The organism is Mangrovibacter plantisponsor (genome assembly GCF_003182475.1).
Taxonomy (GTDB): Bacteria; Pseudomonadota; Gammaproteobacteria; order Enterobacterales; family Enterobacteriaceae; genus Mangrovibacter; species Mangrovibacter plantisponsor.
This window is the reverse complement of record NZ_QGTS01000023.1, coordinates 21,754-44,576: the sequence shown is the minus strand read 5'-3', so window position 1 is coordinate 44,576 and position 22,823 is coordinate 21,754. Positions and strand designations below refer to the sequence as shown.

The window sequence follows — 22,823 nt, the reverse complement described above, 5'->3', positions numbered from 1 at the left end:
CTGGTGAATCGCGCCAGCAAGGATGGGATTTCGCTGAAAAGTCATTTATTCATCATAGAACATACGGGTAGAATGTGCGCCAGAAAGGAAAAGGACAGAGCTATGCGTATTCATATTCTGGGAATTTGTGGCACGTTTATGGGCGGCCTTGCCATGCTGGCACGGGCTTTGGGGCATGAAGTAACCGGGTCCGATGACAACGTGTACCCGCCAATGAGCACGTTGTTGGAAAAACAGGGTATAGACCTGATTCAGGGCTATGATGCCAGCCAACTGGAACCGCAACCCGATTTAGTCATCATCGGTAACGCAATGACGCGTGGTAATCCCTGCGTGGAAGCGGTGCTGGAAAAAAGTATTCCGTACATGTCCGGGCCACAATGGTTGCATGATTTCGTTCTGCGCGACCGTTGGGTGATTGCTGTTGCGGGTACGCATGGCAAAACGACAACGGCTGGAATGGTTAACTGGATCCTGGAAGACTGTGGCTACCAGCCAGGTTTTGTAATTGGTGGCGTTCCCGGTAATTTTGACGTTTCTGCCCGCCTGGGTGACAGCTCGTTCTTTGTTATTGAAGCCGATGAATATGATTGCGCCTTCTTTGATAAACGTTCTAAGTTTGTGCATTACTGCCCGCGGACGCTGATTCTCAATAACCTTGAGTTCGACCACGCCGATATTTTCGACGACCTGAAAGCCATTCAGAAACAGTTCCACCACCTGGTGCGTATTGTGCCAGGCCTGGGGCGTATTATTCTGCCGGAGCACGACACTAACCTGAAACAGGTTATGGCAATGGGCTGCTGGAGTGAGCAGGAGCTGGTTGGCGAACAAGGTCACTGGCAGGCGAAAAAAGCAAACCAGGATGCTTCTCAGTGGGAAGTGTGGCTGGATGGTGAACAGGTTGCAGCAGTAGACTGGGCGCTGGTTGGCGAGCACAACATGCATAACGGCCTGATGGCAATTGCAGCTGCGCGCCATGTTGGTGTGGCACCCGCAGATGCCGCTAAAGCGCTGGGTTCATTTATTAATGCCCGCCGCCGTCTGGAATTGCGCGGTGAAGCAAATGGGGTCACGGTGTATGACGATTTCGCGCATCACCCAACCGCCATTCTGGCAACACTTGCGGCCTTACGTGGCAAAGTGGGGGGCACCAAACGCATTCTCGCTGTGCTGGAGCCGCGTTCCAACACCATGAAAATGGGGATCAGTAAAGATGACCTCGCCCCCTCTTTGGGCCGGGCAGATGAAGTCTTTTTGTTCCAGCCTCAGCATATTCCCTGGCAGGTTGCCGAAGTGGCTGAAGCCTGTGTGCAGCCAGCACACTGGAGCGCAGACCTCGACACGCTGGTGGATATGATAAGTAAATCGGCGCAACCAGGTGATGTGATCCTGGTGATGAGTAATGGTGGTTTTGGTGGGATTCATCAGAAGTTGCTGGATGCGTTGGAAGTGAAGGCGCAGCGTTCAGTGGAGTAAGCGGGGGCAATTTGTTCTCCACTTTCAGTGGTGTAGTTGTTTCCGTTCACTTCCTGTGGGGTCAGTGCAGCGGGTTCCGTTCACCGGAAGTGATGTGGTTAATGTGGCTTCACAGCCTGTGAACGGGCTAAAGGGGGCTCGCCCCCTTTGCAATCCCCGTTTTCGCGGGCGACCGGTGCTGCGCACTGCGTTCACCTCCGGGCAGTCAGCCTGCGGCCGGCTCGACTCGGCATCCATGCCTCGGTTCGCCTTATTCCGCCATCCGGGCGGAATAACCTTGTCTTCCTTTCTCCGGTTCACCGGTCTTACGCGAACAGGCCTCGCTGCAAGTAGCGGGGTTTTTTGTGTTGTCAGGTGTGGCTGGGGGATTTGTGCATTGTCTGTTTTTTTTGATTTTTGCTGAGATATTACAGGCGGGTGTGGGGTGTGGCCTCTAAATCGTTGAGGCGTGCCTGGCGGGCCGGGGCTGCCTGCAGGACGCAGGCAGAGCGACGGGAGGCAGGAAGCCGACTCGGAGCGGTACCCGAACAGGCCGCCGGGGTAAGCCGAATGTCCGCGAAGCGGCGATTTTGCCAGCCACTAAAGGGGGTGCAGGGGGCCAGTGCCCCCTGCGGGCGCCGGGCGCAGTGGGTGAGTAAAAGCAGAGTGGCTGGCACGGCGCGCAATTTGCTCTGTGCTGGCAGATTATTGTTACAGTGGTGAAAGTTCCGTTCACCTGAAGTGATGTGGTTAATGTGGCTTCACAGCCTGTGAACGGGCTAAGGGGGCTCGCCCCCTTTGCAATCCCCGTTTTCGCGGGCGACCGGTGCTGCGCACTGCGTTCACCTCCGTGCAGTCAGCCTGCGGCCGGCTCGACTCGGCATCCCTGCCTCGGTTCGCCTTATTCCGCCATCCGGGCGGAATAACCTTGTCTTTCTTTCTCCGGTTCACCGGTCTTACGCGACACAACCCTCGCTGCGAGTAGCGGGTTTTTTTGTGTTGTGCCGAGTGGCTGTAAGTCCTGTGCCCGGTATATCTTTCTAATGTTTTTTGCTGTGAGCATGCAGGGGCAGTACCCCCTGCGGGCGCAGTTGGTGAGAGAAAGCAGAGCGATGGACACGGCGCGCAACTGGCTCAGTACTGGCAGATCATTGTGCTGTGACTGGGTATTCTCCTTGCATGACCATACTCAGTGCGGCAGGTAATACTGTCAGAGTGACCAGTGTCGCGACCAGCAAACCGCCAATGATGGCATAGGCCATCGGCCCCCAGAATACTTGTTCAGAAATTGGCAACATACCCAGGATTGCAGCGCAGGCAGTTAGCAGAATAGGCCGGGCCCGGTGTTCTGCTGCCGTAATAATCGCAGTATCAAACTCCATACCTTTTTGCAGGTTACTGTCTGCCTCACTGATCAGAATAACCGCATTGCGGATTATCATCCCTGCCAAAGCGATAACGCCCAGTAGTGCAACAAACCCCATTGGTATACCGGCTGGCAGCATTGCCAGAACAATACCAATAAGGCCGAAAGGTGCCATCAACAGCGCCAGAAGCATCCGGGAAAAACGCTGGAGCTGTATCATCAGCAAAATCAGCATCACAACTAAAGTCACTGGCAACACAGCATAAACGGAACGATTGCCTTTATCCGATTCGGCCACCACTCCGCCTTCTTCAATCTGGTAGCCATCTGGCAATGTGGCCCGCAAATGGTCAACTTGTGCCTTCAGCCGTTGTGACACAGTTTCTGCTCGCATGCCCGGGGCCAGGTCAGTCTGAACGGTGATAAAAGGCAATTGCTGGCGTCGCCAGATAACCGGGTCTTCCACTCCCCATGCCAGTGTCGCAACCTGGCTGAGCGGAATCTTCTCCCCTTGCTCATTTGTCAGCAACAGGCCAGACAATGTCGCAATATCCTGGCGTTCAGCATCACTGGCTCTTAGCACTACGCCTTGCAACCTGTTGCCAGAACGTAAGGTTGTCACTTCACTACCAGACCAAATGGTCTGCAGTGTTTGGGCAATACTCTGCGAGGAAACACCTGCGGCCCGGGCGGCAGTTTGATTAATTTGTACGGTAATGACCCGTTCCGGTTCACCCGCAGTAAGGTTAACTTCACGCGTGTAAGGGCTGTTGCCCAGAACAGAAGCCAGTTGATGGGCAATCACCTCAACTTTGGCGTATTCCGGGCCGGTTATTCGGTATTTCACCGGCCAGCCAACCGGAGGGCCTAATTCCAGTGGGGAAACACGGGTAGTGATATCGCTGAACGACTGGGATAGTAGCGTTTGCAGGTATTTTCGTAACCGGTCCCGGGCCTTGAGATCTTTCGCCACAATAACCAACTGAGCGGTATTTTCGTTATCCAACAAAACATCCATCGGCAGATAAAACCGCACAGCACCAGAACCGACATAACTGGAGAAATGATCCACATTCGGATTATGTATTAACACTTTTTCCAGCCGTTCAGTCTGCCGGGCGGTTTCCGTTTGTGATGCATTTGCCGGTAACGTCAGGCTGACCAGTAACTCTGGCCGGTCGGAAGCTGGAAAGAATTCACCCTGCATAAAAGTGGCACCATAAGCAGCCAGACCCAGCAGCATAAGGGCTGCGCCGATAGTGATTACCCGGTGTCGCAATACACAGCACAATAGTTGGTGGTAGCCACGCCGGAGCCTTCCACCGGAATGGGATGAATGCTGTGAACTGATTTTTGCCGGTAAGATCCTCACGCCAATCAGCGGTGAGAACACAATGGCGACAACCCAGGAGCACAACAAAGCGATTAGCATCACCGCGAATAGCGTAAAGCAGTACTCCCCTGCACTCGATGCAGCAAAACCGACAGGAATAAACCCGGCTATCATCACCAGTGTTCCAGTCAGCATCGGGAATGCGGTGGTTTTAAACGCACAGGAAGCGGCTTCCTTGCGAGTGTCTCCCATCTCCAGGCGAGTGACCATTGTTTCAACGGTTATCATGGCGTCATCAACCAGTAGCCCAAGAGCAATGATGAGCGCACCAAGTGAGATGCGCTGTAAGCCAATACCCGCCAGCATCATCCCGGTAAATGTTAGTGCCAGTACCAGTGGTATTGCGGTGGCAACAACCAGCCCGGCGCGCAGTCCAAGTGATACAAATGAAACTGCAAGTACGATAATAATCGCTTCAACAAGAACTCTGACAAACCCATGAATAGCCTGGGTAACCACTGCAGACTGGTCGGCAACTTTGACCATTTCAATGCCCCGGGGCAATTGTTCGCTGAGCCGGGTCATGCGTGTATTCAGCGCATTGCCGAATGCCAGGAGATTACCGCCTGAAACCATAGAAATTGCCAGCCCAATAGCGGGCTTACCATTGACCCGGAAGGTGGGTTCAGGTGGTTCGGTATTTTCCAGGTGAATAGTGGCAATGTCTGTCAGTGGAATATAACGATCATTTATGTGTAGCGTGATGGCCCGCAGGCTATCTGCTGTAGTTAGCGCCCCACTGACGTGCAGGGCGATGTTTTCGTGGTCTGTGCGCAAAACCCCCGCAGGCTGGACGGCATTCTGTGCACTCAGGGCATCACTGACTTGCTGCAGTCCAATTCCCATTCCCGCCAGTTTTTTGGGGGAAAAGGCAATAACCCACTGTTCGTCTTGTTCGCCAATAAGGTGAATTTTACCGATATCCGGCACGGAGATTAGCCGGCGGCGAATTGCCTCCACCCGGTCACGCAGTTCACGGGGGGTAAAACCCTCAGCAATAAAGCCATAAATGGTGCCCCAGGTATCGTCAAATTCATCATCCACCACTGGGCCCTGAACGCCTTCTGGCAAAGAAGACGCAATATCCTGCATCTTTTTACGTACCTGGTACCATATTCCGGCTACCTGACTCGGCGGCGTATCATCCCGCAGGTTGACAAATATCACTGATTTTCCTGCATGAGTGTCGCTTTCAACGTAATCCAGATGTGGGATCTCCTGTAACTTTTCCTCCAGCGTATTAGTCACCAGATTCACTGTGTCCTCGACATTTGCTCCCGGCCATGTTGCCGAGACGACCGCGGTTTTAATGGTGAACGCCGGGTCTTCATTGCGAGGTAAATGCTCATAGCTCAGGATGCCGCACACCATGACCAGCAGCATGAAAAATGCCACGAGTTGCTGGTTATTCAGTGCCCATGCAGACAAATTGAAGGTTAATTTTTCCGGGGGCCTGCTCATTCAATTCCCTCCCCGGGAGCAACCTTTTCTCCTTGCCGTAGTTTACTGACACCCGCAGTGACAACGGCATCTCCTGGGGTAACACCGCCGGATACCAAAATTGTGTTTGCGGTATATCCTCCCAGTTTTATTGGTCTGAGCACCAACTGGTGGGTTGCCTGGTCCACCACGAATACAGCTGGTTCACCGTTAATTCTTGCCAGCGAAGATGCCGGGAGTGAAATCAGTGCAGGCCCGGAGTCAGGCAGGCGGACCTGTACACTCGCCCCCAGCGCCATTCCCTGCGGCGGGTTTATCAGTTGGATGCGAACCCGCCAGGTCCGGGTTTGTGGATCTGCTTGTGGGCTGATATCTCGCAAAATACCGCGGGCGTGAACTGAAGGATCACTCACCAGTGCAACACTAAAATCACCATGGCGCTGTTCAAACAATTGTGGATTGGCCACATTGATAATGGCATCAAGGGTGTCTCCTGCCGCGAGTGTCAGCACGGTTTGCCCGGCACTAAGTACTTGCCCTGGTTGTGCATCAACCTGAGTGATAATACCGGCTGCAGGTGCTCTGAGTTGTGCCCAGCCAAGGTATTCCTGCGCTGTTTTCAGCTCCGCTTCACTGCTTTTGCGGCGTGAAACGGCCGATAACCACTCTGACTGTGCAGTATCAAACTGAACACGCGCAATGGCGCCAGAGGGCATGAGTTGTTTCATGCGTTGTAAATTCAGTGCAGCCAGGTGCTCCGCAGCAAGCGAACTCTCCAGGCTGGAACGCGCGCTGTTGAGTTGGTTTTGTTGCACGGAGCTTTCCTGTGTTGCCAGCAATTGCCCGGCTTTCACCCGGTCGCCCACATCCACCAGTCGAGCCAAAAGGCGGCCATCCTGGCGAAACCCGAGTGGCAGTTCATCGTGAGGGTGGATTTCCCCGGTCTGCATAAATTCGCCGGGCCAGGATGCAGCAGGAGCCGTGATGGTGCGCACCGGGCGCGGTACCACCACCGGCTTCTCGGGTTTTCCGCCACAGGCTGTGAGCAGTAACGCAAGCGGGAGCAATACCAGAAGACTGTCTCCCAGCAGGGACAACCGGTTTGGTGCAAACAGGTGGTAAAAAACCTGCCGAACATAGTCGGGCAGGTCAGGAATATTATCCGTCATGGCGGGGCTCCTGAATGATATTCCGGCCATTACACCGAAACACTGTCAGGATTTACCCCCGCAATCTGTCAGGAACGTGTCAAGATAACTGAATTATTGGCAGGAAGCGTGATGGTGATAACCAGACCTTTATCGGCACCTTGCGCAGCATGGATAGCGCCGCCATGAGCCAAACAGATAGCGCGTGCAATCGACAGGCCAAGGCCACTACCGCCGGAGTGCCGCGCCCGTGATGACTCGCCGCGTGTAAAACGGTCAAACATCACTGGCAAAAATTCGGCTGCCACACCCGGGCCTTGATCACTAAACGCCATTGCATACCCGTCTGGTGTTTTCCGCACTGACGCAGTCAGTGAACCGCCCTCAGAGGCGTACCGCAGCGCGTTTTCCATTACGATAGTCACAACCTGGCCGAGGCGGATGGCATCAACTTCACAAGGGCAGGGAGTATCAGCGATAACATGCAGCGCCATTCCGGCACTCTGCGCCTGTGGCGCCAGCCATGCCGCTTTTTCATGCAGTAACCCGGCGAGGTCTGTTACCGATTTATGCAGACTGAGCTGGCCCGCATCCGCCAGTGATAACAAGTGTAATTCATCAGTCAGGCGGCTAAGCAACTGGAGTTGCTTCATCACCATTTCCAGTTGTCTGGGCTCAGGAGTAAATACGCCGTCGATCATTCCCTGCAATCGCCCAATAGCGGCAGTAAGCGGTGAACGCAGTTCATGAGCCATTGCAACATGCGAAGCCCTTAGTTCGCGTTCATAGCGTGCCAGTTGCTGCATCATCGCGTTGAAGTTTTGGGTAAATCGGGACATTTCCAACGGAGCCCCGTCAACCTGTGCTGCCCGTGTGCTGAAATTACCTGCAGAGACTGAACCCGCCGCCGCTGCCAGGTGGCTGAACTGCACGGAGAGTGGCCGGGCGGAACGTAGCCCAAAAAACACGATGAAAGGAATGATGACTACGACCAGCAGCCCGACAGTCAGCCAGTCGGCTGAGGCTATCGACGGGTCGGAATAGCTTATTCCCCACCATGCATCAATAATCTCATGGAAACGGGCAGGGTTGGCTTCCGGGTGCGAGCGTAACTGCACAAACTCATTACGCAAATCCGCGGGCATATGGTGCAGTATCCAGATATTTTCAATGGCGAAACGTAACCACATGCATAAGGCAATAACCACAACGGAACCCACAGCCAGTGCCAGTACCCGCACGCAGATCCAGCGCCATAATGTCTGTTGCTGTAAAGTTTTCATGGCTGACGGAACCGGTAACCAATACCACGCACATTGACCAGTACGTCAGAAATGCCGACAGCTTCCAGTTTTTTACGCAGGTTATAAATGTGCGTATCCACCGCCCGTTCCAGAGCATCGCTCTCTGGCAGGCAACGCTCCAGTAAATCCTGGCGTGAAAAAGGGCGAACGGGTGCCCCCATCAATACCGTCAGTAAGCTGAATTCTGTTGGTGTCAAATCGATCAACCCCAGCTTTCCGTCGTTGCCACGCACTCCTGCTGTCATCATCGAGGTGTCAACTTCCAGTGTCTGCCAGCGCAATAGCTGTATTTCCGGCTCCCGGAATACCCGCCGCAAAACTGCCTGCACGCGTGCAACCACTTCTCCTGGGTTATAAGGCTTGACCACGTAGTCATCTGCCCCGTATCGCAATGCACCAATTTTATCTGGCGCATCGCCCATAGCGGTCACCATAATGACGGGCGTGGTACTTTTGCGCCGTATTGCTGCCAGCACTTCTGTGCCATTCAGGCCTGGCAGCATCACATCAAGCAATATAAGGTCAGGGCGCAACTGTTGGCTCATGTCCAGGCCAGACAACCCATCACCCGCAACACTCACTTCGTAGTTTTCTCGCCGTAAATATGCACTTAACACATCTGCCGCATCTGTATCATCTTCAATAATCAGTATTCGTTTTCCGGACATTCAGACCGCCTTGACCGTTTCTTAATAAACCCCTGACAGTTTACTGACACTGCCTCCGTATATTCACTGGCACACCCGGCCACCCTGACAATGGCCCGTTAACAATACAGGTACGGAGAAGCCACAATGATAGCCAGAAAACTGAAGTTGTATATGGCCTGTTTCGCTCTCACTGGCACAGCAACGGCAGTACGTGCCGACGACACCAGCCCTGCACAGCGCAGCCTTTCAATTGGCATCGCCGGGCAAAATACCCCCCGTTACAGTGGCTCAGACAAACGTAACTGGCTGATGGTTCCTGTTGTACAGGCCCGTGATGGCGCATTCTTTCTGGATTCAGAGAAAGGCGTGGGATACGACCTGCAAAGTGACAATGGGCTCTGGCTGGAGCATACACTGGGGTACAACCTGGGGCGTTCAGAACGTAATTCCCTCTGGCGGGATGGTAGTGACAAACTGAAAGGGATGGGGAACATCAACCCGACAGTGAATACAGCCATTGCGGTTGGCTGGTCAGCCACTTCCTGGTTGACTCTGGAAGGCAAGGCTACTCTGCCTCTGAGCGAAAGCCAGGGCGTGAGTTACCAGACTTCTGTCACGCTACTTCCCTGGCAGACAAGCACGGACACGGTTGCATTAAGCTCAGCGGCCTTATTTGGCGATAGCCGTTACATGAATACGAACTATGGGGTCAACATCAGGCAGAGCCGTCGTTCAGGTTACTCATTCTATTCAGCGCCCGGCGGGTTTTACGGTGTGGATACCAGCCTGACATGGGAGCACCAGCTAACTGAGCAGTGGGGCGTTCTGGTCAGTGTCGATTACCAGTGGCTGGGCTCCCATGCTGCAGACAGCCAAATTGTATCCCGCCGCAATGAAGTGGGAACTACATTGGGTGTGCTGTATTCCTTCTGAGAAATGCGCGCGACCAGTTCTTTGAACCAGGGCCGGTTAAATCTGAGTCCCGGCGATACGTAGTTTTTGCTTAAGACCTGTCTTATCAATGCCTGTTCAGTAGCCATATGGCGTGGAACAGGGGGTGAATCTTGCCGGGATAAAGCAAATCAATTGCTTTCATTTTTTTTTGAAAAAGCTAACCATAGGCGAATTGCTTATATCTTATTGCGCTATTTCTATTTGAGGACGTTATGAACTTCAGGCATCAATTGCTGAATATTTTGCACAGTTCACCCGAATCACGCATTTCACTTGCTCAACAGCTTGAAGTGACACGCCCTTATATTACCAAGCTTACCAATGTGCTGCTTAATGAAGGCATTATTGAACAGACCGAACAGCAGAGCTCAGGCGGTGGCCGCCCCAGGACTTTGCTGACGGTAAAAAAGCGCCACTATTACAGCCTCAATATTATGGTCAGGGCTCTGAGTCTTGAAGCCACACTGGATGATTATAATACCGGGGAGAAAAGCGTTTCTGCCACACAATATCTGTTTAGTGAACCTGTTTCCTCAGAAGTATTTGCCAGTAAAGTCAACGAACTGGTGTCATCGGTTTGTTTGTCTGCGGGGATAAACTCTGGGCAACTTAAACATATCAGCATCGCATTGCAGGGAGGCATTGAGCAGGATACCGGCGTCGTCCGGTGGAGCCCTACATTTACACAGGATAATATCTCACTGCGCGACCAGGTAATGGCTGTTACCGGGCTAAGTGTTTCAGTGGTCAATATTGCCTGGTGTTCCAGCTATTTGTTGGGTAAGCAGGAAGGGCTCAAAGGTTCGTGGATTGCCTTAATGCCGGGTTTTGGCAGCCTTGGGTTTGGTTACTGGATTGATGGGAAGCCCGTATTTGGTGACAACGGTTTTTATCCTGAAATAGTACACCTGCCTTATCCGGGGGGACTCGAAACTGCCTTTGCAGAGGCTCCTGATGACCAACAAATTACCGCCAGCATTGATGCCTTACTGTTTGCCATTTACTGTACGGCCACAGTTCACAATATTAAACATGTGATTTTGACTGGTGAGTTTTTTGACGATGTTCCTGCAAATTTTATTTCCCAAATTGAACAACAGTTAGCCAGCCACCCTGATCCTCATATCAAGAATATCCAGTTGCGCTACATTAAAACTCAGCGCTATTACAGTATGAAAGGGTTAATTCGGCTGAGTTCCGATGCCATTACCACACTGATAACATAAGTGTTTATGTGATCCCAATACCATTTCAGAAGCATTTTTTTTTACTTTGTTTCCTGTGTTAACTAAGTTGAATCATCATCAACAGAGGTAACAAGGATAAAAATGAAACGCCAGTATATAGCCGCAGCGCTAACGCTTGCTGCAACCTTCGCCTTCCCCTTCGATGCTATTTCTGCGGAATCTGTTCACTCAATGGCTGCCAAAGTCACCCCCTGGCAGGATAAACCGCGTGTATTTGTGTTATCCGATATCGGTAATGAACCTGACGACCAGATGTCTCTGACTCGCTTTTTGCTATACAGCAATGAAATGAATATTGAAGGGCTGGTGGCCACTACATCCACCTGGCAGCGTAGTAAAGTGAGCCCGGAAAAAATGGAACTGGTTCTCAGCCACTACGCTGAAGTGCAACCTAATTTACTTAAACATAAACCGGATTATCCCAGTGCTGCGCAACTTAAATCACTTATCGCGTCAGGCCAGAGCGGTTATGGAATGGCTGATGTAGGGCCAGGGAAATCCTCAGCAGGTTCTGAATTGCTGGCGAAAGCCATTGAACGCTCAACGGATAGCAAGAAACCGTTGTATATCACGTTGTGGGGTGGCGCCAACACGCTGGCACAGGCACTGACGGATCTGTCTGCCCGGCATCCGGCAGGTAACGTTGTTACGCTAACGAAAAACCTTATTGTTTACTCGATTTCCGACCAGGATGACGCCGGGCATTGGGTGCGGGTACATTACCCGAATATCACCTGGATTGTGGATCCTTCAAACCAACAAGGGGAGGATTACTCACGTGCAACCTGGACCGGCATCAGTGGAGACCGTTACTACCGGAATGGGGCGGGAGCCGACTTTACAACGGTTTCGCAGTCATGGCTGGATAAGAATATCCGCAGCAAAGGACCAATGGGAAAAGGTTATCTCCAGTATGCCTTCATAATGGAAGGAGATACACCTTCATTCCTTGGGTTAATTCGCAATGGACTTGGTAGTGAAATGAATCCCGGTTGGGGGGGGTGGGGTGGGCGGTACATTGTGCGCACTCCTCAAAATGAACCGCATCCTGTCTGGACCAGCGGCGGAGATTTTTTCCCGGGTAACCCCAATGGCGCGGATACAGTAAAGGGTACGGATGGGCACCAATATACCTCTAATCAGGCAACTATCTGGCGCTGGCGTGAAGCCTTTCAGCATGACTTTGCTGCCCGTATGGACTGGACCATTAAGGATTTCAAGCACGCTAACCATAATCCAGTGGTGGTAGTGAACGGTGTATCGGGGCAGCAGCCATTATTTATTACCGGGAAAGTTGGCTCCACAGTACAACTTACGGCTGAAGGCACTCACGACCCAGATGGCGATTCACTAAGCTATAAGTGGTTTACCTATCCGGAAGCGACTTCCGCTGTTTCAAAACAGATAGACAGTAAACTGGTTCAGGGCGTGCGTGGAGAGGACTACCTCAGTGCACCTGCAGTGCTACAGATAACTCAGCAAAGTGGCCGTGAAGCGAGTGTGAAAATTCATCGCCCTGGAACAGAACACATTATTTTGGCTGTGACAGACACGGGGACGCCTTCGCTCACGTCATACCGCCGAATCATTGTGAGTGGGGAATAATTGCGTAAGACATGCAGCTTTCGGGGGGCCTGTTATTGCACCGGGTGCCCGGGTTTTGAATCCGGGAATGACCACATTGTTGCTTTGCCCGGCGACACTTGCCTGTAATCATAGCTAAATAATCTGACTCAGTCGGAGAGCCCGCATCCCTGCGGGCAAGGCAGTCTTACTCCTTAGCCATCGGTGTGCTGACTTCCTCTACTTTCTGGTCACCCTGAATCGTGGCGATATCCTGTTTAATCTGGTTTACGTCGTTTGCGGAGTGCAGCAGTTGGTAGGTTAAATCAAAGTGTGCGCTCTGGCCTGGTGCCAGTTGTTTCACACGTTTCTGTTCACGTTCAATGGTTACCGGGTAGGCATAGCTGGTACCAGGCTCAATGCCGGTCACATAACCTTGTTTCAGCGTATCGGTATTTTTCCACAGTGTCAGAACCGGAAGTTGTGTGGTGTTAAAGTGAATGGCGGCACCTTTGTTGCCCGCTTTATTCACCACTGCAGCCAGTGTCTGGTGGTTGGCTCCAGACAGAGGGGCAATATTAAACACCATCTCGTCAAAGCCTTTGGTTGGGCCGGCATAGGTTTGCCAGGTGCTCAGGCCTTTTTTCGCATAGTCATTAAACGGGCTGATTTGCGCGATGGGTGCGAGGAACTGTGCGCCTTCTTCCAGAATCGGCTGACCAAAGTTACTGTGATAGATTATCTGGTAATCATGGTCGTAATCACCTTTATTGGTCAGCACGTCATGAATGCTGAACTGGCTGCTGCCCGGGACATATTGCAATTCTGTTTGGGTCTGCAAATCGGCTTTTTTAAAGGTGCTCTCTTTCAGTAAGCCGCGTACAGTAATGGTATAAGGTGCGCTGTCGCTTACGCTCACTTCCACTTTAGACGCCGGTGTATTCCCCGCTTTGCCGTGCAGGGTGTACAACTGGCCATCAGCTGTGCCGGGATGCCCGGTCCATTCATAACCGCAACGCACCATCATTTCATTAAACCCTTCCAGCCAGCCCAGCCCGTTACGGCTTTCCAGATTCATGTACGCCGGGTTGACCACCTCTTTAACCGGGGAATCCCAGCCCATCCGCACGCCAAACCCTTCCACATGCAGAATATCCATGCCCCGGGTGGGGATCAGGGTAATAGTCAGGCCATTTTGGCTTTTGATAACCAGCAGTTTACTGCCTTCCTGCTTGCCGCCATGCAGCACGGTTTGCTCAATGCTGAACGGCGAGGATTTTATGTTCAGCTGATGGCTGGAAATATGCCAGTTCCCTTGTTCTGTATTGCTTTCAGTGTCTGTCAGCACCCAGGTTTTGGCTGCCACTTGTCCTGAAATCAGTAACGCGAGGGTAGAGAGGATCAGAGCTTTTTTCATCGGAATATCCTTTTTGCTGAATCGATTATGTTTGTTTCAGCAAAGACTAATTTCTCGGGTAACAAGAAAATGTGATCCTCTTCAATTCACAGTATTAAGTGTTATTTTATGTAAATAAATGGGATGTGGATCTGAATTTACGATGTAACAACTGATCTGTTGCTTTAATTTTGCGTTGTTTAATCTGTTTTGTTGTAACGATTCAGCTTTTGGAGTCGGAAATATAATTCAGCACCTGAAGGCGGGTCAGAAAAACATGCTGGTACAGGGGAGTACCCGGGGCATAAGTGGCAGGGCTGCAATATGAGTAGAGTGAGAAATACTGGCAGCTGGCATAGCAAAAAGCAGCAACAAACAGACCGCCATTGGGATAGTGAATAAAACTGGCTGCCATTCAGAATGGCAGCCGGTAGATTAATCCTGGTTTTCGGCCAGATCGCGCAAGTATTGAAAGATCAGGCGGCTGGATTTGGGCGGTTTATTGCCAGCAACTTCTTTCTTCGCATTACGCGCCAGGGAACGTAATTGCTGACGGTCAGCATCCGGATACAGGCGCAGTACTTCCTCAATAGCTTCGTCGCCACCAGTAATCAACTGGTCGCGCAGGCTTTCCAGCTTGTGAAACACAACAACCTGTTGGTTGTGGCGGTTTTTCAGCTTATCAAGCGCCTGGCGAATCGGGTCCACATCACGCTGGCGCAGCATTTTCCCAATCAACTGGATTTGGCGGCGACGGCCTTCTTTCTTGATCCGTTGTGCCAGTTCCACTGCAGCACGCAGGTCCTGGTCCAGTGGGATTTTATCCAGCGCGTTTTTGCCAAGTTCAGTTAACTCAACGCCGAGACGTTTCAGCTCTTCTGCGTCGCGCTTAATTTCACTCTTGCTGACCCAGATAATTTCATCATCTTCGTCCTCTTCGTTTTGGCTATCGGGGACGTCATCGAGCCAGTCTTCAGGCTGTTTTGTCATATCAGGCTCCTTAAAAAGAGGCTAATACTACCAGTTAAGGTGCGCACTGCGAAATGGTTCTCTGTTAGACTGTCAATTAACTTACCTTACATTATGGCATTGGCGATGAAAGTAATCACTCAAGTTGCACAACAACGTAAAGCACTGGAAGAAGCGGTAGCCCATGCGCTGGAACTGGCCTCCGGTAAGGCGGATGGCGCAGAAGTCGCAGTCAGTAAAACGACGGGTATCAGCGTAAGCACCCGTTACGGCGAAGTCGAAAACGTAGAGTTTAACAGCGATGGCGCGCTGGGAATCACGGTGTATTCGCAAAACCGTAAAGGTAGCGCTTCCTCTACGGATTTGAGCAAAGAGGCGATTGCCCGCACAGTGCAGGCGGCGGTGGATATCGCACGGTATACCTCGCCAGACCCGTGCGCTGGTGTGGCGGAAAAAGAGTTGCTGGCATTTGAAGCCCCGGATCTGGACTTATTCCACCCGGCGGAAATTTCTCCGGAGCAGGCTATCAGCCTGGCTGCCCGCGCAGAACAGTCTGCGCTACAGGCCGACAAACGTATAACCAACACCGAAGGCGGCAGCTTTAACAGCCACTACGGCATCAAAGTATTTGGTAACAGCCACGGCATGCTGCAGAGCTATTGCTCCAGCCGCCACTCTTTATCCAGCTGCGTAATTGGCGAGGCCAACGGCAGTATGGAGCGGGATTATGCCTATTCTATTGGCCGCGAAATGAGCGACCTGGAATCACCCGAGTGGGTGGGTGAAGAGTGTGCAAAACGCACTTTATCACGCTTATCTCCGCGAAAATTATCTACCATGAAAGCGCCTGTTATTTTTGCCGCAGAAGCGGCAACTGGCCTGTTTGGTCACCTGGTAGGGGCAATCAGTGGCGGTGCGGTGTACCGGAAATCCACTTTCTTGCTGGACTCTCTGGGCCAGCAAATCCTGCCAGAATGGCTGACTATTGAAGAGCACCCGCACCTGTTAAAAGGGCTGGCGTCTTCCCCTTATGATGGTGAAGGGGTGCGTACCACCCGGCGCGATATTGTAAAAGATGGCGTGTTGCAACAGTGGCTTCTGACCAGCTACGCAGCCCGGAAACTGGGCCTGCACAGCACAGGCCATGCGGGCGGGATTCATAACTGGCGCATTGCCGGTCGTGGCCTGAGCTTTGAGCAGTTACTCAAAGAGATGGGCACCGGCCTGGTGGTAACGGAACTGATGGGCCAGGGTGTCAGCGGTATTACCGGTGATTATTCCCGTGGCGCTTCCGGTTTCTGGGTAGAAAATGGTGAAATTCAGTACCCGGTGAGTGAAATCACTATTGCCGGTAATTTAAAAGATATGTGGCGCAATATGGTCACCATCGGTGACGATATTGAGACCCGAAGTAATATTCAATGCGGTTCGGTATTACTGCCGGAAATGAAAATCGCCGGTCAGTAATGTTTTCGGGTGCGACCTGCCGCACCCTTTATAAAAAAGGTGAGCCAATGCGTAAAACACTGTTAGCCCTGTTAGCGGCCTGTTCATTCTCTTTGGTAAGTACTTCGGTACTGGCGGAAGACCTTGGCGTAGATATGGACACGCTGGCCCAAAACTATAAAACCGTGATGAGCACCAAAGATGCCGGTGAACTTAAAACGGCACTGACCAATATGCGCCAGGCAGCAGAAGACGCGAAAAAGTCCACACCGGAAAAACTGGATGGTAAAGCCAGCGACAGCCCGGAAATGAAAGATTACCGCCATGGGCTGGATATGCTGGTTGGTCAGATTGACGGCGCGCTGAAACTGGCGGATGAAGGCAAAGTAAAAGAAGCGCAGGCTGCCGCGGAAAACTTCAAACAAACCCGCAATACTTACCATAAGAAATACCGCTAATCCTTTGTTGGTTAGCCAGCCTCAATGAGCTGAAAGATAAGCCCGTCTTATTATAGTGCCCCGGTTTACCGGGGCATTTTGTTTGCCTCTTCTCTGTTTTTCCTGCTTTCCCCCATGTTTCATGCCTGCCAGAGGCTGGCTGCCAGTGTTTTTGTTTATCGTTATGGCGTAATGCGAAACAGATCACTCCCTGCCGCTGTTTTTCCACTTTGAAGTGGAAAACAACTTGCTACAAACCCCCGCGCGCGCGCGATAGCTTAATAGCATCTCAACGAATCAAGGTAAGTCGCGTGGATAACAAAATGGCCCTGAATACGGGGGCTTCTCAGGAAGAACATGCTGCGGCGCTGGCCGGGCAGGTACTACGCCAGGTAGAGCAGTTGCTGGCAGAAAAAGGAATTTTTCCGACGCCAGTGCAGCAACAAATGCTGGTGTCGCATCTTCGGGCCATGGCGTGGCGCTCAGTAAGTGGCGAACCGTTGCCCGAAGTGGACGCCAGTTTGTTTGATGAGATCCCGCAACCGGCAATGCAACTGGCTAAAACAGTGGTCGATATCTTCGGCAACTTACCCCAGGAAGAAGTCTGGTTGTTATCTGTCCATTTCGCCGTAGCAAAAGAAAACGGTGTCAGTTAAGGAGCGCACAGTGGAACAAATTACAGTGGTTATTGGCGACCGCCTGGGAAAAGGGCAGAAGGTTGCAGTTGGTGTGGAAAAAGCGGGTGGGCGCGCGGTTGTGGTACCGGGTGTCGCAGCCGATATGAAACTGGGTGATGTCATGAAAGCTGAACAGGCAACCTTTGGCATCTCGTTTTGTGGCAGTGGCGGTGCCGGGGCAATTACAGCCCAGAATAAACATGGTTACAAAGCCAAATACGGCATGCGCTCAGTGGATGAAGGCGTTACTGCAATTAAAGAAGGCTGCAATGTCCTCGGGTTTGGTTTTATGGACATCGAAGAACTGGGTATTCGCCTGGTTGAAGCCTGGCAGAAAAAATACGGCAACGGCTGATGAAACAATTATCAACAACCACCGTTAGCGTGCAGGGAAAGGGCATCTCGAAAGCGGCTGCTTTTTCCGATGCGTTTTCCCATATCCAGCGTGAGGTGTTGAAAGGCTCTTCACAGGTATTACTGCGCATTGAACCACAGGATGTGAAAGTCATTGCCGCCCGCCAGTTTGTGCGGAAAGAGGCGTTTCTGTTTTTCTTTCTGCGCCGTGAACGACGGACATTCAGCGTTGAGCTGGAAGTCACCGTCAATGTGACGGCGATAGATCCAGAACAGGTGGATTTTATCGCTCAGTAAATAACGTGATACCCGAGGGTATTCGGGGTGCAGGCAGCGGGTTACGCAGTACCCGCGCGGACAATTGCCAGTACTCAGGCGAGTATGGGTTGCCCATACGCCAGCAATCTGGAGCTCAAACGGTACCTATGCACGGCATCCTTCAGGTGTTTTTCTTGTTGGCTGCACCTGCGCAGCGGTATTTCTGTGCCGTTACGCATCCTGAAAGGTCTTGTGTATAAAAACAAAAAGGGCAGGACGTATGTTTTTCATCATATTAATAAAATCGCTCATTATTGGCGGGCTGGTCGGTGTGGGCGTTGGGGCCGGCGCCGCACGTATGTTCCATGCACCGGTGACACAAGGTATGGGTGCATTCCGTACGCTGGGTGAACTGAATGCCTGCGAAGGCGACCCGGCATCACACTTTTCCTTTGGGCTGGGGTTTTTCTTTAACGCATGGGCTTCTTCGGTTGCCGCCGGGTCATTCACCCAGGATGTTGACCACCGCATTATCCCCAACTGGGGTGTTGCTGCTCTCATGATAAAAAACCGGGATATCACCCAAACCCTGCATAACCCTAAAAAAATGGCGATTGCCTGTGGCCTGGTTGGCATGGTGGTGGTGGCCTTCCTGAACTCTACGGCATCTGCCGTACCCGCTGCTTTGCAGGTAACGGCAGTCAAAGTGTTGGTGCCTGCGGCTAACCTGCTGGTCAATACCGTTATGCCCGTTATTTTCTGGCTGGCTGCGATTGATGCCGGAAAACGCTCGGGCTTATGGGCCACCATTTTTGGCGGCCTGGCACAAATGATTATGGGGAATGCGGTTCCAGGCCTGGTGTTGGGCATCCTTGTCGGGAAAGGTGTGGAAGAAAGCGGATGGAACAAAGTCACCAAAATCATGATGACAGCGATTATCACACTGTTTGTATTAAGTGCCTTCTTCCGCGGATTTGATCTGAAATTCCTTGAGTCGTTCCGCCTTGGCGCACCGAACTGGCTTGAACTGCTGCATAACTCGCTGAGCGGTAAATAAGGGGAAAACAAATGGAAGATAACAAAGGTTTTTGGTACGCAGACTGGTCATTCCCTATTTTTGTTGGCCTGTTATCTGCAGGGGTATTCGCCGGAACGCACATGTATTACCTGTATGGTATTGGCGCATTCAATGAAGTGGCGTTTGTATCGATGTTGCGCTCAGGTATGGATACCGGGGTTTACGGAGCGGTAGCCGCATTTGGTGCCAGTTTTCTGTTTGCCCGTATTATTGAAGGCTCGCTGGTGGGGATTCTGGATATCGGCGGAGCAATTCAAACCGGCGTTGGCTTAGGTGTCCCGGCTTTATTGCTTGGTGCAGGTATTGTGTTTCCGGTAGCAAACTTTGCCGCATCACTGGCTACAGGGTTAGTACTTGGCCTGGCGATTGGCTACATCATTATCCTGGCGCGTAAATTCACCATTAACCAGAGCGATTCCACCTACGGGGCCGATGTCATGATGGGGGCCGGGAATGCCTCTGGCCGTTTTCTTGGCCCGCTCATCATTCTGAGTGCCATTAGCGCCTCTATTCCTATTGGCCTGGGTGCTCTGGCAGGCGCACTGGTGTTCTACCTGTGGCAGAAGCCGATTACCGGTGGCGCTATTTTGGGTGCCATGGTGCTTGGCGCCATTTTCCCTATCGCAATCAGCTAAATACCACGCCAGTGGGCGCATTGCCTGCTGGCGTAAGGAGTAGTTATGTTCGATATGATCCTGCGCAGGGCTCGCCTGGTCGACGGTAGCATTACTGATATCGCCATTCACCAGGGGGTGATTGCACAAGTCGGTAATATTAATACCTCGGCCCGGCAAGAAGTAACCCTGGGCGGGCGCTTTTTCCTCAGTGCCGGGTGGATAGACAGCCATGTGCACTGTTACCCCAAATCCCCCATTTACCACGATGAACCCGACAGCGTGGGAGTTGCCACGGGCGTAACAACGGTGGTGGATGCCGGCAGTACCGGAGCCGATGACATCGATGACTTTTGGCAACTGACCCGTGAGGCAGTCACCGAGGTTTATGCTCTGCTTAATATCGCGCGCCAGGGGCTGGTTACCCAGAATGAACTGGCGGATATGGCAAAAATTGATGCCAGTGCGGTCAGCCTGGCGGTAGCACGCCACCCGGATTTTATCGTCGGGCTGAAAGCCCGCATGAGCAGCAGTGTGGTGGGGGAAAATGGCATTGCACCTTTGCAGCGGGCAAAAGTGATTCAGCAGGAAAATGGCAACCTGCCTCTGATGGTGCATGTAGGCAATACGCCGCCAGACCTGGATGAAATCGCCGCGCTGTTGTCTGCGGGCGATATCCTGACCCACTGTTTTAACGGCAAGCCAAATCGCATTTTTTCCCCTTCCGGCGAACTGCGCGGCGCAGTACGGCAGGCGTTACAACGGGGTGTCCGCTTTGATGTCGGGCACGGCACTGCGAGCTTCAGTTTTGCCGTGGCTGAAAAAGCAATCAGCATGGGGTTGTTGCCGCACACCATCAGTTCCGACATCTATTGCCGTAACCGTATCGACGGGCCAGTCAAAAGCCTGGCGTTGGTGATGGCGAAGTTCCTTGCGCTTGGCATGACGCTGGAACAAGTGGTGGCCTGCGTCACGCAGCATGCAGCCGAAGGGCTGCGCCTGGTGCGCAAAGGCCGTATAGCACCAGGGCTGGATGCCGATTTCACTCTGTTCGATGTGCGCCCATACCAGGGGGGACTTACCGACAGTGAGCAAAGTGTGCTGGCGGCATCAGAATGCATCGTTCCGCTGGCTGCAATGCGGGCTGGAACATGGTTTTTGACAGAACAAGGGAAGGCCGAACATGTCTTCAGTGTATGAGAAATATCAGGTTAAACCGGTCATTAATGCATCTGGCCGCATGACTATTTTGGGCGTGTCCACACCATCCAGAGCGGTTGTGGATGCAGTTACGCAGGGGATGCAGCACTATTTTGAAATGCATGACCTGGTTGAAAAGACCGGGCAGTACATTGCCCGGCTGCTTGATACCGAAGCGGCAACCATTGTGTCCTGTGCCTCGGCAGGGATTGCACAAAGTGTGGCGGCAGTACTGGTCAAAGATGACGACTGGTTGTTAACTCACCTGCATGAAACGCCACTGACCCATAACGAAATCGTGCTACCAAAAGGCCACAACGTGAACTTTGGCGCACCGGTTGGCGCGATGGTTGCCCTGGGGGGCGGCAGGCTGGTAGAAGCAGGCTACGCCAACGAATGCAGCGCCCGGCAACTTGCTGCTGCCATCACACCGCAAACCGCCGCGGTGCTGTACATCAAGTCGCACCACTGTGTGCAGAAAAGCATGCTGACGGTTAGCGAAGCCGCGCAGGTAGCCCGGGAGCATCAGTTGCCACTGATAGTGGACGCCGCAGCAGAGGAAGATCTGCGCTGCTACTACCAGGCCGGAGCAGATCTGGTGATTTACAGTGGGGCTAAAGCCCTGGAAGGGCCAACCAGTGGCCTGGTGGTTGGCCGGCAACCCTGGGTGGGCTGGGTACAGCGCCAGTCTGCGGGGATTGGCCGGGCAATGAAAGTGGGCAAAGAAGGTATTTTGGGGCTCGCCTGCGCTATTGAACAATATCTGCATGCACAGCACGAAACCGGGCAGCAAATGGTGGCGAAGATGTCCCCTTTCATTGAGGCGCTTAACCAACTGGATGGCGTGCAGGCGCGAGTGGTGTGGGATGCGGCTGGCCGGGATATCGCCCGGGCGGAAATGACCTTCAATGAAGCGGTAACCGGCCTGCCCACAGGCCAGTTGCTGGAGCAACTCAAACAAGGCGAACACGCTATTTATTTCCGGGGTTATAAAGCCAACAGCGGCATTGTCGAAGCCGATGTCCGCAGTGTTGATGCCCAACAATTAATGACGATTTTCCACAGCATTCGCGCTGTACTGAACAAGGAGACAACAGCATGAGCCTCAGCCCTCGTTTTTACCAGGACCGCGTGTGCCTGAATGTTCTGGCGGGTTCCCACCAGAATGCGGTGGATATCTATGAAGCCGCAGAAGGTTATGTGCTGGTTGGCATGTTATCCAAAAATTACCCGGATACAGAACACGCAGTGGCAGACATGCGCGAATATGCATCACTCATCAACAACGCGGTTTCGGTGGGGCTGGGTGCAGGCTCACCTGGGCAGTCGGCCATGGTGAGCGAAATCTCTCGCCAGATACAGCCACAGCACGTTAACCAGGTGTTCACCGGGGTTGCCGTCAGCAGAGCATTATTAGGGCAAAACGACACTGTAGTGAATGGCCTGATTTCCCCCACAGGCACACCCGGGTTAGTAAAAATCTCAACCGGGCCACTCAGCAGCCAGGCACCGGATGGCATTGTGCCCATTGATACCGCTATTGCATTGTTGAAAGATATGGGCGGCAGTTCAGTGAAATATTTCCCTATGGGCGGGTTAGCCTGCCGTGATGAATATATTGCGGTTGCAGAGGCCTGCGCACGCCAGGATTTCTGGCTGGAGCCCACCGGGGGGATTGACCTGGACAATTTTGAGGCCATCCTCGGCATAGCACTGCAAGCGGGTGTTAAACGCATTATTCCGCACGTGTACAGTTCCATTATTGAGAAAAACACCGGGCAAACCCGGCCAGGGGATGTGCGTACCCTGCTCAACAGTGTTAAAAAATATCTGGGGTAACCCTTATTCAGACTCACGGGCGCACTGGGGCG

General features: G+C 52.5%; 20 protein-coding genes. 14 read left to right on the top strand and 6 right to left on the bottom strand.

Annotated elements, in window-relative coordinates; genetic code table 11:
* The first annotated feature begins 102 nt into the window (after positions 1 to 102).
* Entirely contained in the window at positions 103 to 1,479 is a 1,377-nt protein-coding gene (mpl, locus tag DES37_RS23995; RefSeq protein WP_110028123.1) for a UDP-N-acetylmuramate:L-alanyl-gamma-D-glutamyl-meso-diaminopimelate ligase, read from the top strand.
* A 1,127-nt stretch (positions 1,480 to 2,606) separates the two neighbouring features.
* On the opposite strand, the gene DES37_RS23985 is transcribed toward mpl, so the two are convergent.
* The 4 genes from DES37_RS23985 to DES37_RS23970 all read right to left on the bottom strand — a co-directional run bounded on the left by DES37_RS23985 (position 2,607) and on the right by DES37_RS23970 (position 8,777).
* A complete protein-coding gene (locus tag DES37_RS23985; RefSeq protein ID WP_110028121.1) occupies positions 2,607 to 5,678 on the bottom strand; it encodes an efflux RND transporter permease subunit in 3,072 nt (1,023 codons plus the stop codon).
* Positions 5,675 to 6,826, bottom strand: coding sequence for an efflux RND transporter periplasmic adaptor subunit (locus DES37_RS23980; protein WP_110028120.1), 1,152 nt, complete (start codon positions 6,824 to 6,826; stop codon positions 5,675 to 5,677). The genes DES37_RS23985 and DES37_RS23980 overlap by 4 nt, the downstream gene beginning before the upstream one ends.
* A 68-nt stretch (positions 6,827 to 6,894) precedes the next feature.
* A complete protein-coding gene (locus tag DES37_RS23975) occupies positions 6,895 to 8,088 on the bottom strand; it encodes a sensor histidine kinase (RefSeq protein WP_110028119.1) in 1,194 nt (397 codons plus the stop codon).
* Positions 8,085 to 8,777: a response regulator gene (locus DES37_RS23970; protein ID WP_110028118.1), complete on the bottom strand. Its 693-nt coding sequence runs from the start codon at positions 8,775 to 8,777 to the stop codon at positions 8,085 to 8,087. Before DES37_RS23970 ends, DES37_RS23975 begins: the two co-directional genes overlap by 4 nt.
* A gap of 126 nt (positions 8,778 to 8,903) precedes the next feature.
* Here DES37_RS23970 and DES37_RS23965 point away from each other — a divergent pair, with 126 nt between their 5' ends.
* The 3 genes from DES37_RS23965 (at position 8,904) to DES37_RS23955 (ending at position 12,565) form a co-directional block, all read left to right on the top strand.
* The gene (locus DES37_RS23965) at positions 8,904 to 9,692 is read left to right on the top strand and encodes a MipA/OmpV family protein (RefSeq protein ID WP_110028117.1); all 789 of its coding nucleotides are present in this window, start codon (positions 8,904 to 8,906) and stop codon (positions 9,690 to 9,692) included.
* A 233-nt stretch (positions 9,693 to 9,925) separates the two neighbouring features.
* Entirely contained in the window at positions 9,926 to 10,939 is a 1,014-nt protein-coding gene (locus DES37_RS23960; RefSeq protein ID WP_110028116.1) for an ROK family protein, read from the top strand.
* A gap of 102 nt (positions 10,940 to 11,041) precedes the next feature.
* The gene (locus tag DES37_RS23955; RefSeq protein ID WP_110028115.1) at positions 11,042 to 12,565 is read left to right on the top strand and encodes a nucleoside hydrolase-like domain-containing protein; all 1,524 of its coding nucleotides are present in this window, start codon (positions 11,042 to 11,044) and stop codon (positions 12,563 to 12,565) included.
* 166 nt (positions 12,566 to 12,731) lie between these two features.
* On the opposite strand, the gene DES37_RS23950 is transcribed toward DES37_RS23955, so the two are convergent.
* The gene (locus tag DES37_RS23950) at positions 12,732 to 13,940 is read right to left on the bottom strand and encodes an aldose 1-epimerase family protein (protein ID WP_036114131.1); all 1,209 of its coding nucleotides are present in this window, start codon (positions 13,938 to 13,940) and stop codon (positions 12,732 to 12,734) included.
* A gap of 414 nt (positions 13,941 to 14,354) precedes the next feature.
* Positions 14,355 to 14,909: a ribosome biogenesis factor YjgA gene (yjgA, locus tag DES37_RS23940; protein WP_036114137.1), complete on the bottom strand. Its 555-nt coding sequence runs from the start codon at positions 14,907 to 14,909 to the stop codon at positions 14,355 to 14,357.
* 93 nt (positions 14,910 to 15,002) lie between these two features.
* On the opposite strand from yjgA, the gene pmbA reads away from it, so the two are divergent.
* The 10 genes from pmbA (at position 15,003) to dagF (ending at position 22,791) form a co-directional block, all read left to right on the top strand.
* Positions 15,003 to 16,355 (top strand): metalloprotease PmbA, encoded by a 1,353-nt coding sequence (gene pmbA, locus DES37_RS23935; RefSeq protein ID WP_036114140.1) that lies wholly within the window; start codon positions 15,003 to 15,005, stop codon positions 16,353 to 16,355.
* Positions 16,356 to 16,402: 47 nt separating this feature from the next.
* Positions 16,403 to 16,792, top strand: coding sequence for a cytochrome b562 (gene cybC, locus DES37_RS23930; RefSeq protein WP_036114201.1), 390 nt, complete (start codon positions 16,403 to 16,405; stop codon positions 16,790 to 16,792).
* A 302-nt stretch (positions 16,793 to 17,094) separates the two neighbouring features.
* Entirely contained in the window at positions 17,095 to 17,427 is a 333-nt protein-coding gene (locus DES37_RS23925) for a glycine dehydrogenase (RefSeq protein ID WP_051691490.1), read from the top strand.
* 10 nt (positions 17,428 to 17,437) lie between these two features.
* Positions 17,438 to 17,803: an SFCGS family glycine-rich protein gene (locus DES37_RS23920; RefSeq protein ID WP_110028113.1), complete on the top strand. Its 366-nt coding sequence runs from the start codon at positions 17,438 to 17,440 to the stop codon at positions 17,801 to 17,803.
* Positions 17,803 to 18,099 (top strand): DUF4312 family protein, encoded by a 297-nt coding sequence (locus tag DES37_RS23915; protein WP_110028112.1) that lies wholly within the window; start codon positions 17,803 to 17,805, stop codon positions 18,097 to 18,099. The genes DES37_RS23920 and DES37_RS23915 overlap by 1 nt, the downstream gene beginning before the upstream one ends.
* Positions 18,100 to 18,340: 241 nt before the next feature.
* The gene (locus DES37_RS23910) at positions 18,341 to 19,117 is read left to right on the top strand and encodes a DUF4311 domain-containing protein (RefSeq protein WP_036114147.1); all 777 of its coding nucleotides are present in this window, start codon (positions 18,341 to 18,343) and stop codon (positions 19,115 to 19,117) included.
* Between the two features lie 11 nt (positions 19,118 to 19,128).
* Entirely contained in the window at positions 19,129 to 19,773 is a 645-nt protein-coding gene (locus DES37_RS23905) for a DUF4310 family protein (RefSeq protein ID WP_036114150.1), read from the top strand.
* 45 nt (positions 19,774 to 19,818) lie between these two features.
* Positions 19,819 to 20,952 (top strand): amidohydrolase/deacetylase family metallohydrolase, encoded by a 1,134-nt coding sequence (locus DES37_RS23900; RefSeq protein WP_110028111.1) that lies wholly within the window; start codon positions 19,819 to 19,821, stop codon positions 20,950 to 20,952.
* Positions 20,936 to 22,054 (top strand): DgaE family pyridoxal phosphate-dependent ammonia lyase, encoded by a 1,119-nt coding sequence (locus tag DES37_RS23895; protein ID WP_110028110.1) that lies wholly within the window; start codon positions 20,936 to 20,938, stop codon positions 22,052 to 22,054. Before DES37_RS23900 ends, DES37_RS23895 begins: the two co-directional genes overlap by 17 nt.
* The gene (gene dagF, locus DES37_RS23890; RefSeq protein WP_110028109.1) at positions 22,051 to 22,791 is read left to right on the top strand and encodes a 2-dehydro-3-deoxy-phosphogluconate aldolase; all 741 of its coding nucleotides are present in this window, start codon (positions 22,051 to 22,053) and stop codon (positions 22,789 to 22,791) included. The genes DES37_RS23895 and dagF overlap by 4 nt, the downstream gene beginning before the upstream one ends.
* Positions 22,792 to 22,823: the final 32 nt, after the last annotated feature.

What these genes read in the sequence shown, in the direction of transcription:
- DES37_RS23915 (WP_110028112.1), top strand. Translation starts at nt 17,803, where the DNA reads ATGAAACAATTATCAACAACCACCGTTAGCGTGCAGGGAAAGGGCATC.
- DES37_RS23975 (WP_110028119.1), bottom strand. Translation starts at nt 8,088, where the DNA reads ATGAAAACTTTACAGCAACAGACATTATGGCGCTGGATCTGCGTGCGG.
- DES37_RS23910 (WP_036114147.1), top strand. Translation starts at nt 18,341, where the DNA reads ATGTTTTTCATCATATTAATAAAATCGCTCATTATTGGCGGGCTGGTC.
- DES37_RS23925 (WP_051691490.1), top strand. Translation starts at nt 17,095, where the DNA reads ATGGCCCTGAATACGGGGGCTTCTCAGGAAGAACATGCTGCGGCGCTG.
- DES37_RS23905 (WP_036114150.1), top strand. Translation starts at nt 19,129, where the DNA reads ATGGAAGATAACAAAGGTTTTTGGTACGCAGACTGGTCATTCCCTATT.
- DES37_RS23950 (WP_036114131.1), bottom strand. Translation starts at nt 13,940, where the DNA reads ATGAAAAAAGCTCTGATCCTCTCTACCCTCGCGTTACTGATTTCAGGA.
- pmbA (WP_036114140.1), top strand. Translation starts at nt 15,003, where the DNA reads ATGGCATTGGCGATGAAAGTAATCACTCAAGTTGCACAACAACGTAAA.
- dagF (WP_110028109.1), top strand. Translation starts at nt 22,051, where the DNA reads ATGAGCCTCAGCCCTCGTTTTTACCAGGACCGCGTGTGCCTGAATGTT.
- mpl (WP_110028123.1), top strand. Translation starts at nt 103, where the DNA reads ATGCGTATTCATATTCTGGGAATTTGTGGCACGTTTATGGGCGGCCTT.
- DES37_RS23985 (WP_110028121.1), bottom strand. Translation starts at nt 5,678, where the DNA reads ATGAGCAGGCCCCCGGAAAAATTAACCTTCAATTTGTCTGCATGGGCA.
- DES37_RS23980 (WP_110028120.1), bottom strand. Translation starts at nt 6,826, where the DNA reads ATGACGGATAATATTCCTGACCTGCCCGACTATGTTCGGCAGGTTTTT.
- DES37_RS23895 (WP_110028110.1), top strand. Translation starts at nt 20,936, where the DNA reads ATGTCTTCAGTGTATGAGAAATATCAGGTTAAACCGGTCATTAATGCA.
- DES37_RS23955 (WP_110028115.1), top strand. Translation starts at nt 11,042, where the DNA reads ATGAAACGCCAGTATATAGCCGCAGCGCTAACGCTTGCTGCAACCTTC.
- cybC (WP_036114201.1), top strand. Translation starts at nt 16,403, where the DNA reads ATGCGTAAAACACTGTTAGCCCTGTTAGCGGCCTGTTCATTCTCTTTG.
- DES37_RS23960 (WP_110028116.1), top strand. Translation starts at nt 9,926, where the DNA reads ATGAACTTCAGGCATCAATTGCTGAATATTTTGCACAGTTCACCCGAA.
- yjgA (WP_036114137.1), bottom strand. Translation starts at nt 14,909, where the DNA reads ATGACAAAACAGCCTGAAGACTGGCTCGATGACGTCCCCGATAGCCAA.
- DES37_RS23970 (WP_110028118.1), bottom strand. Translation starts at nt 8,777, where the DNA reads ATGTCCGGAAAACGAATACTGATTATTGAAGATGATACAGATGCGGCA.
- DES37_RS23900 (WP_110028111.1), top strand. Translation starts at nt 19,819, where the DNA reads ATGTTCGATATGATCCTGCGCAGGGCTCGCCTGGTCGACGGTAGCATT.
- DES37_RS23965 (WP_110028117.1), top strand. Translation starts at nt 8,904, where the DNA reads ATGATAGCCAGAAAACTGAAGTTGTATATGGCCTGTTTCGCTCTCACT.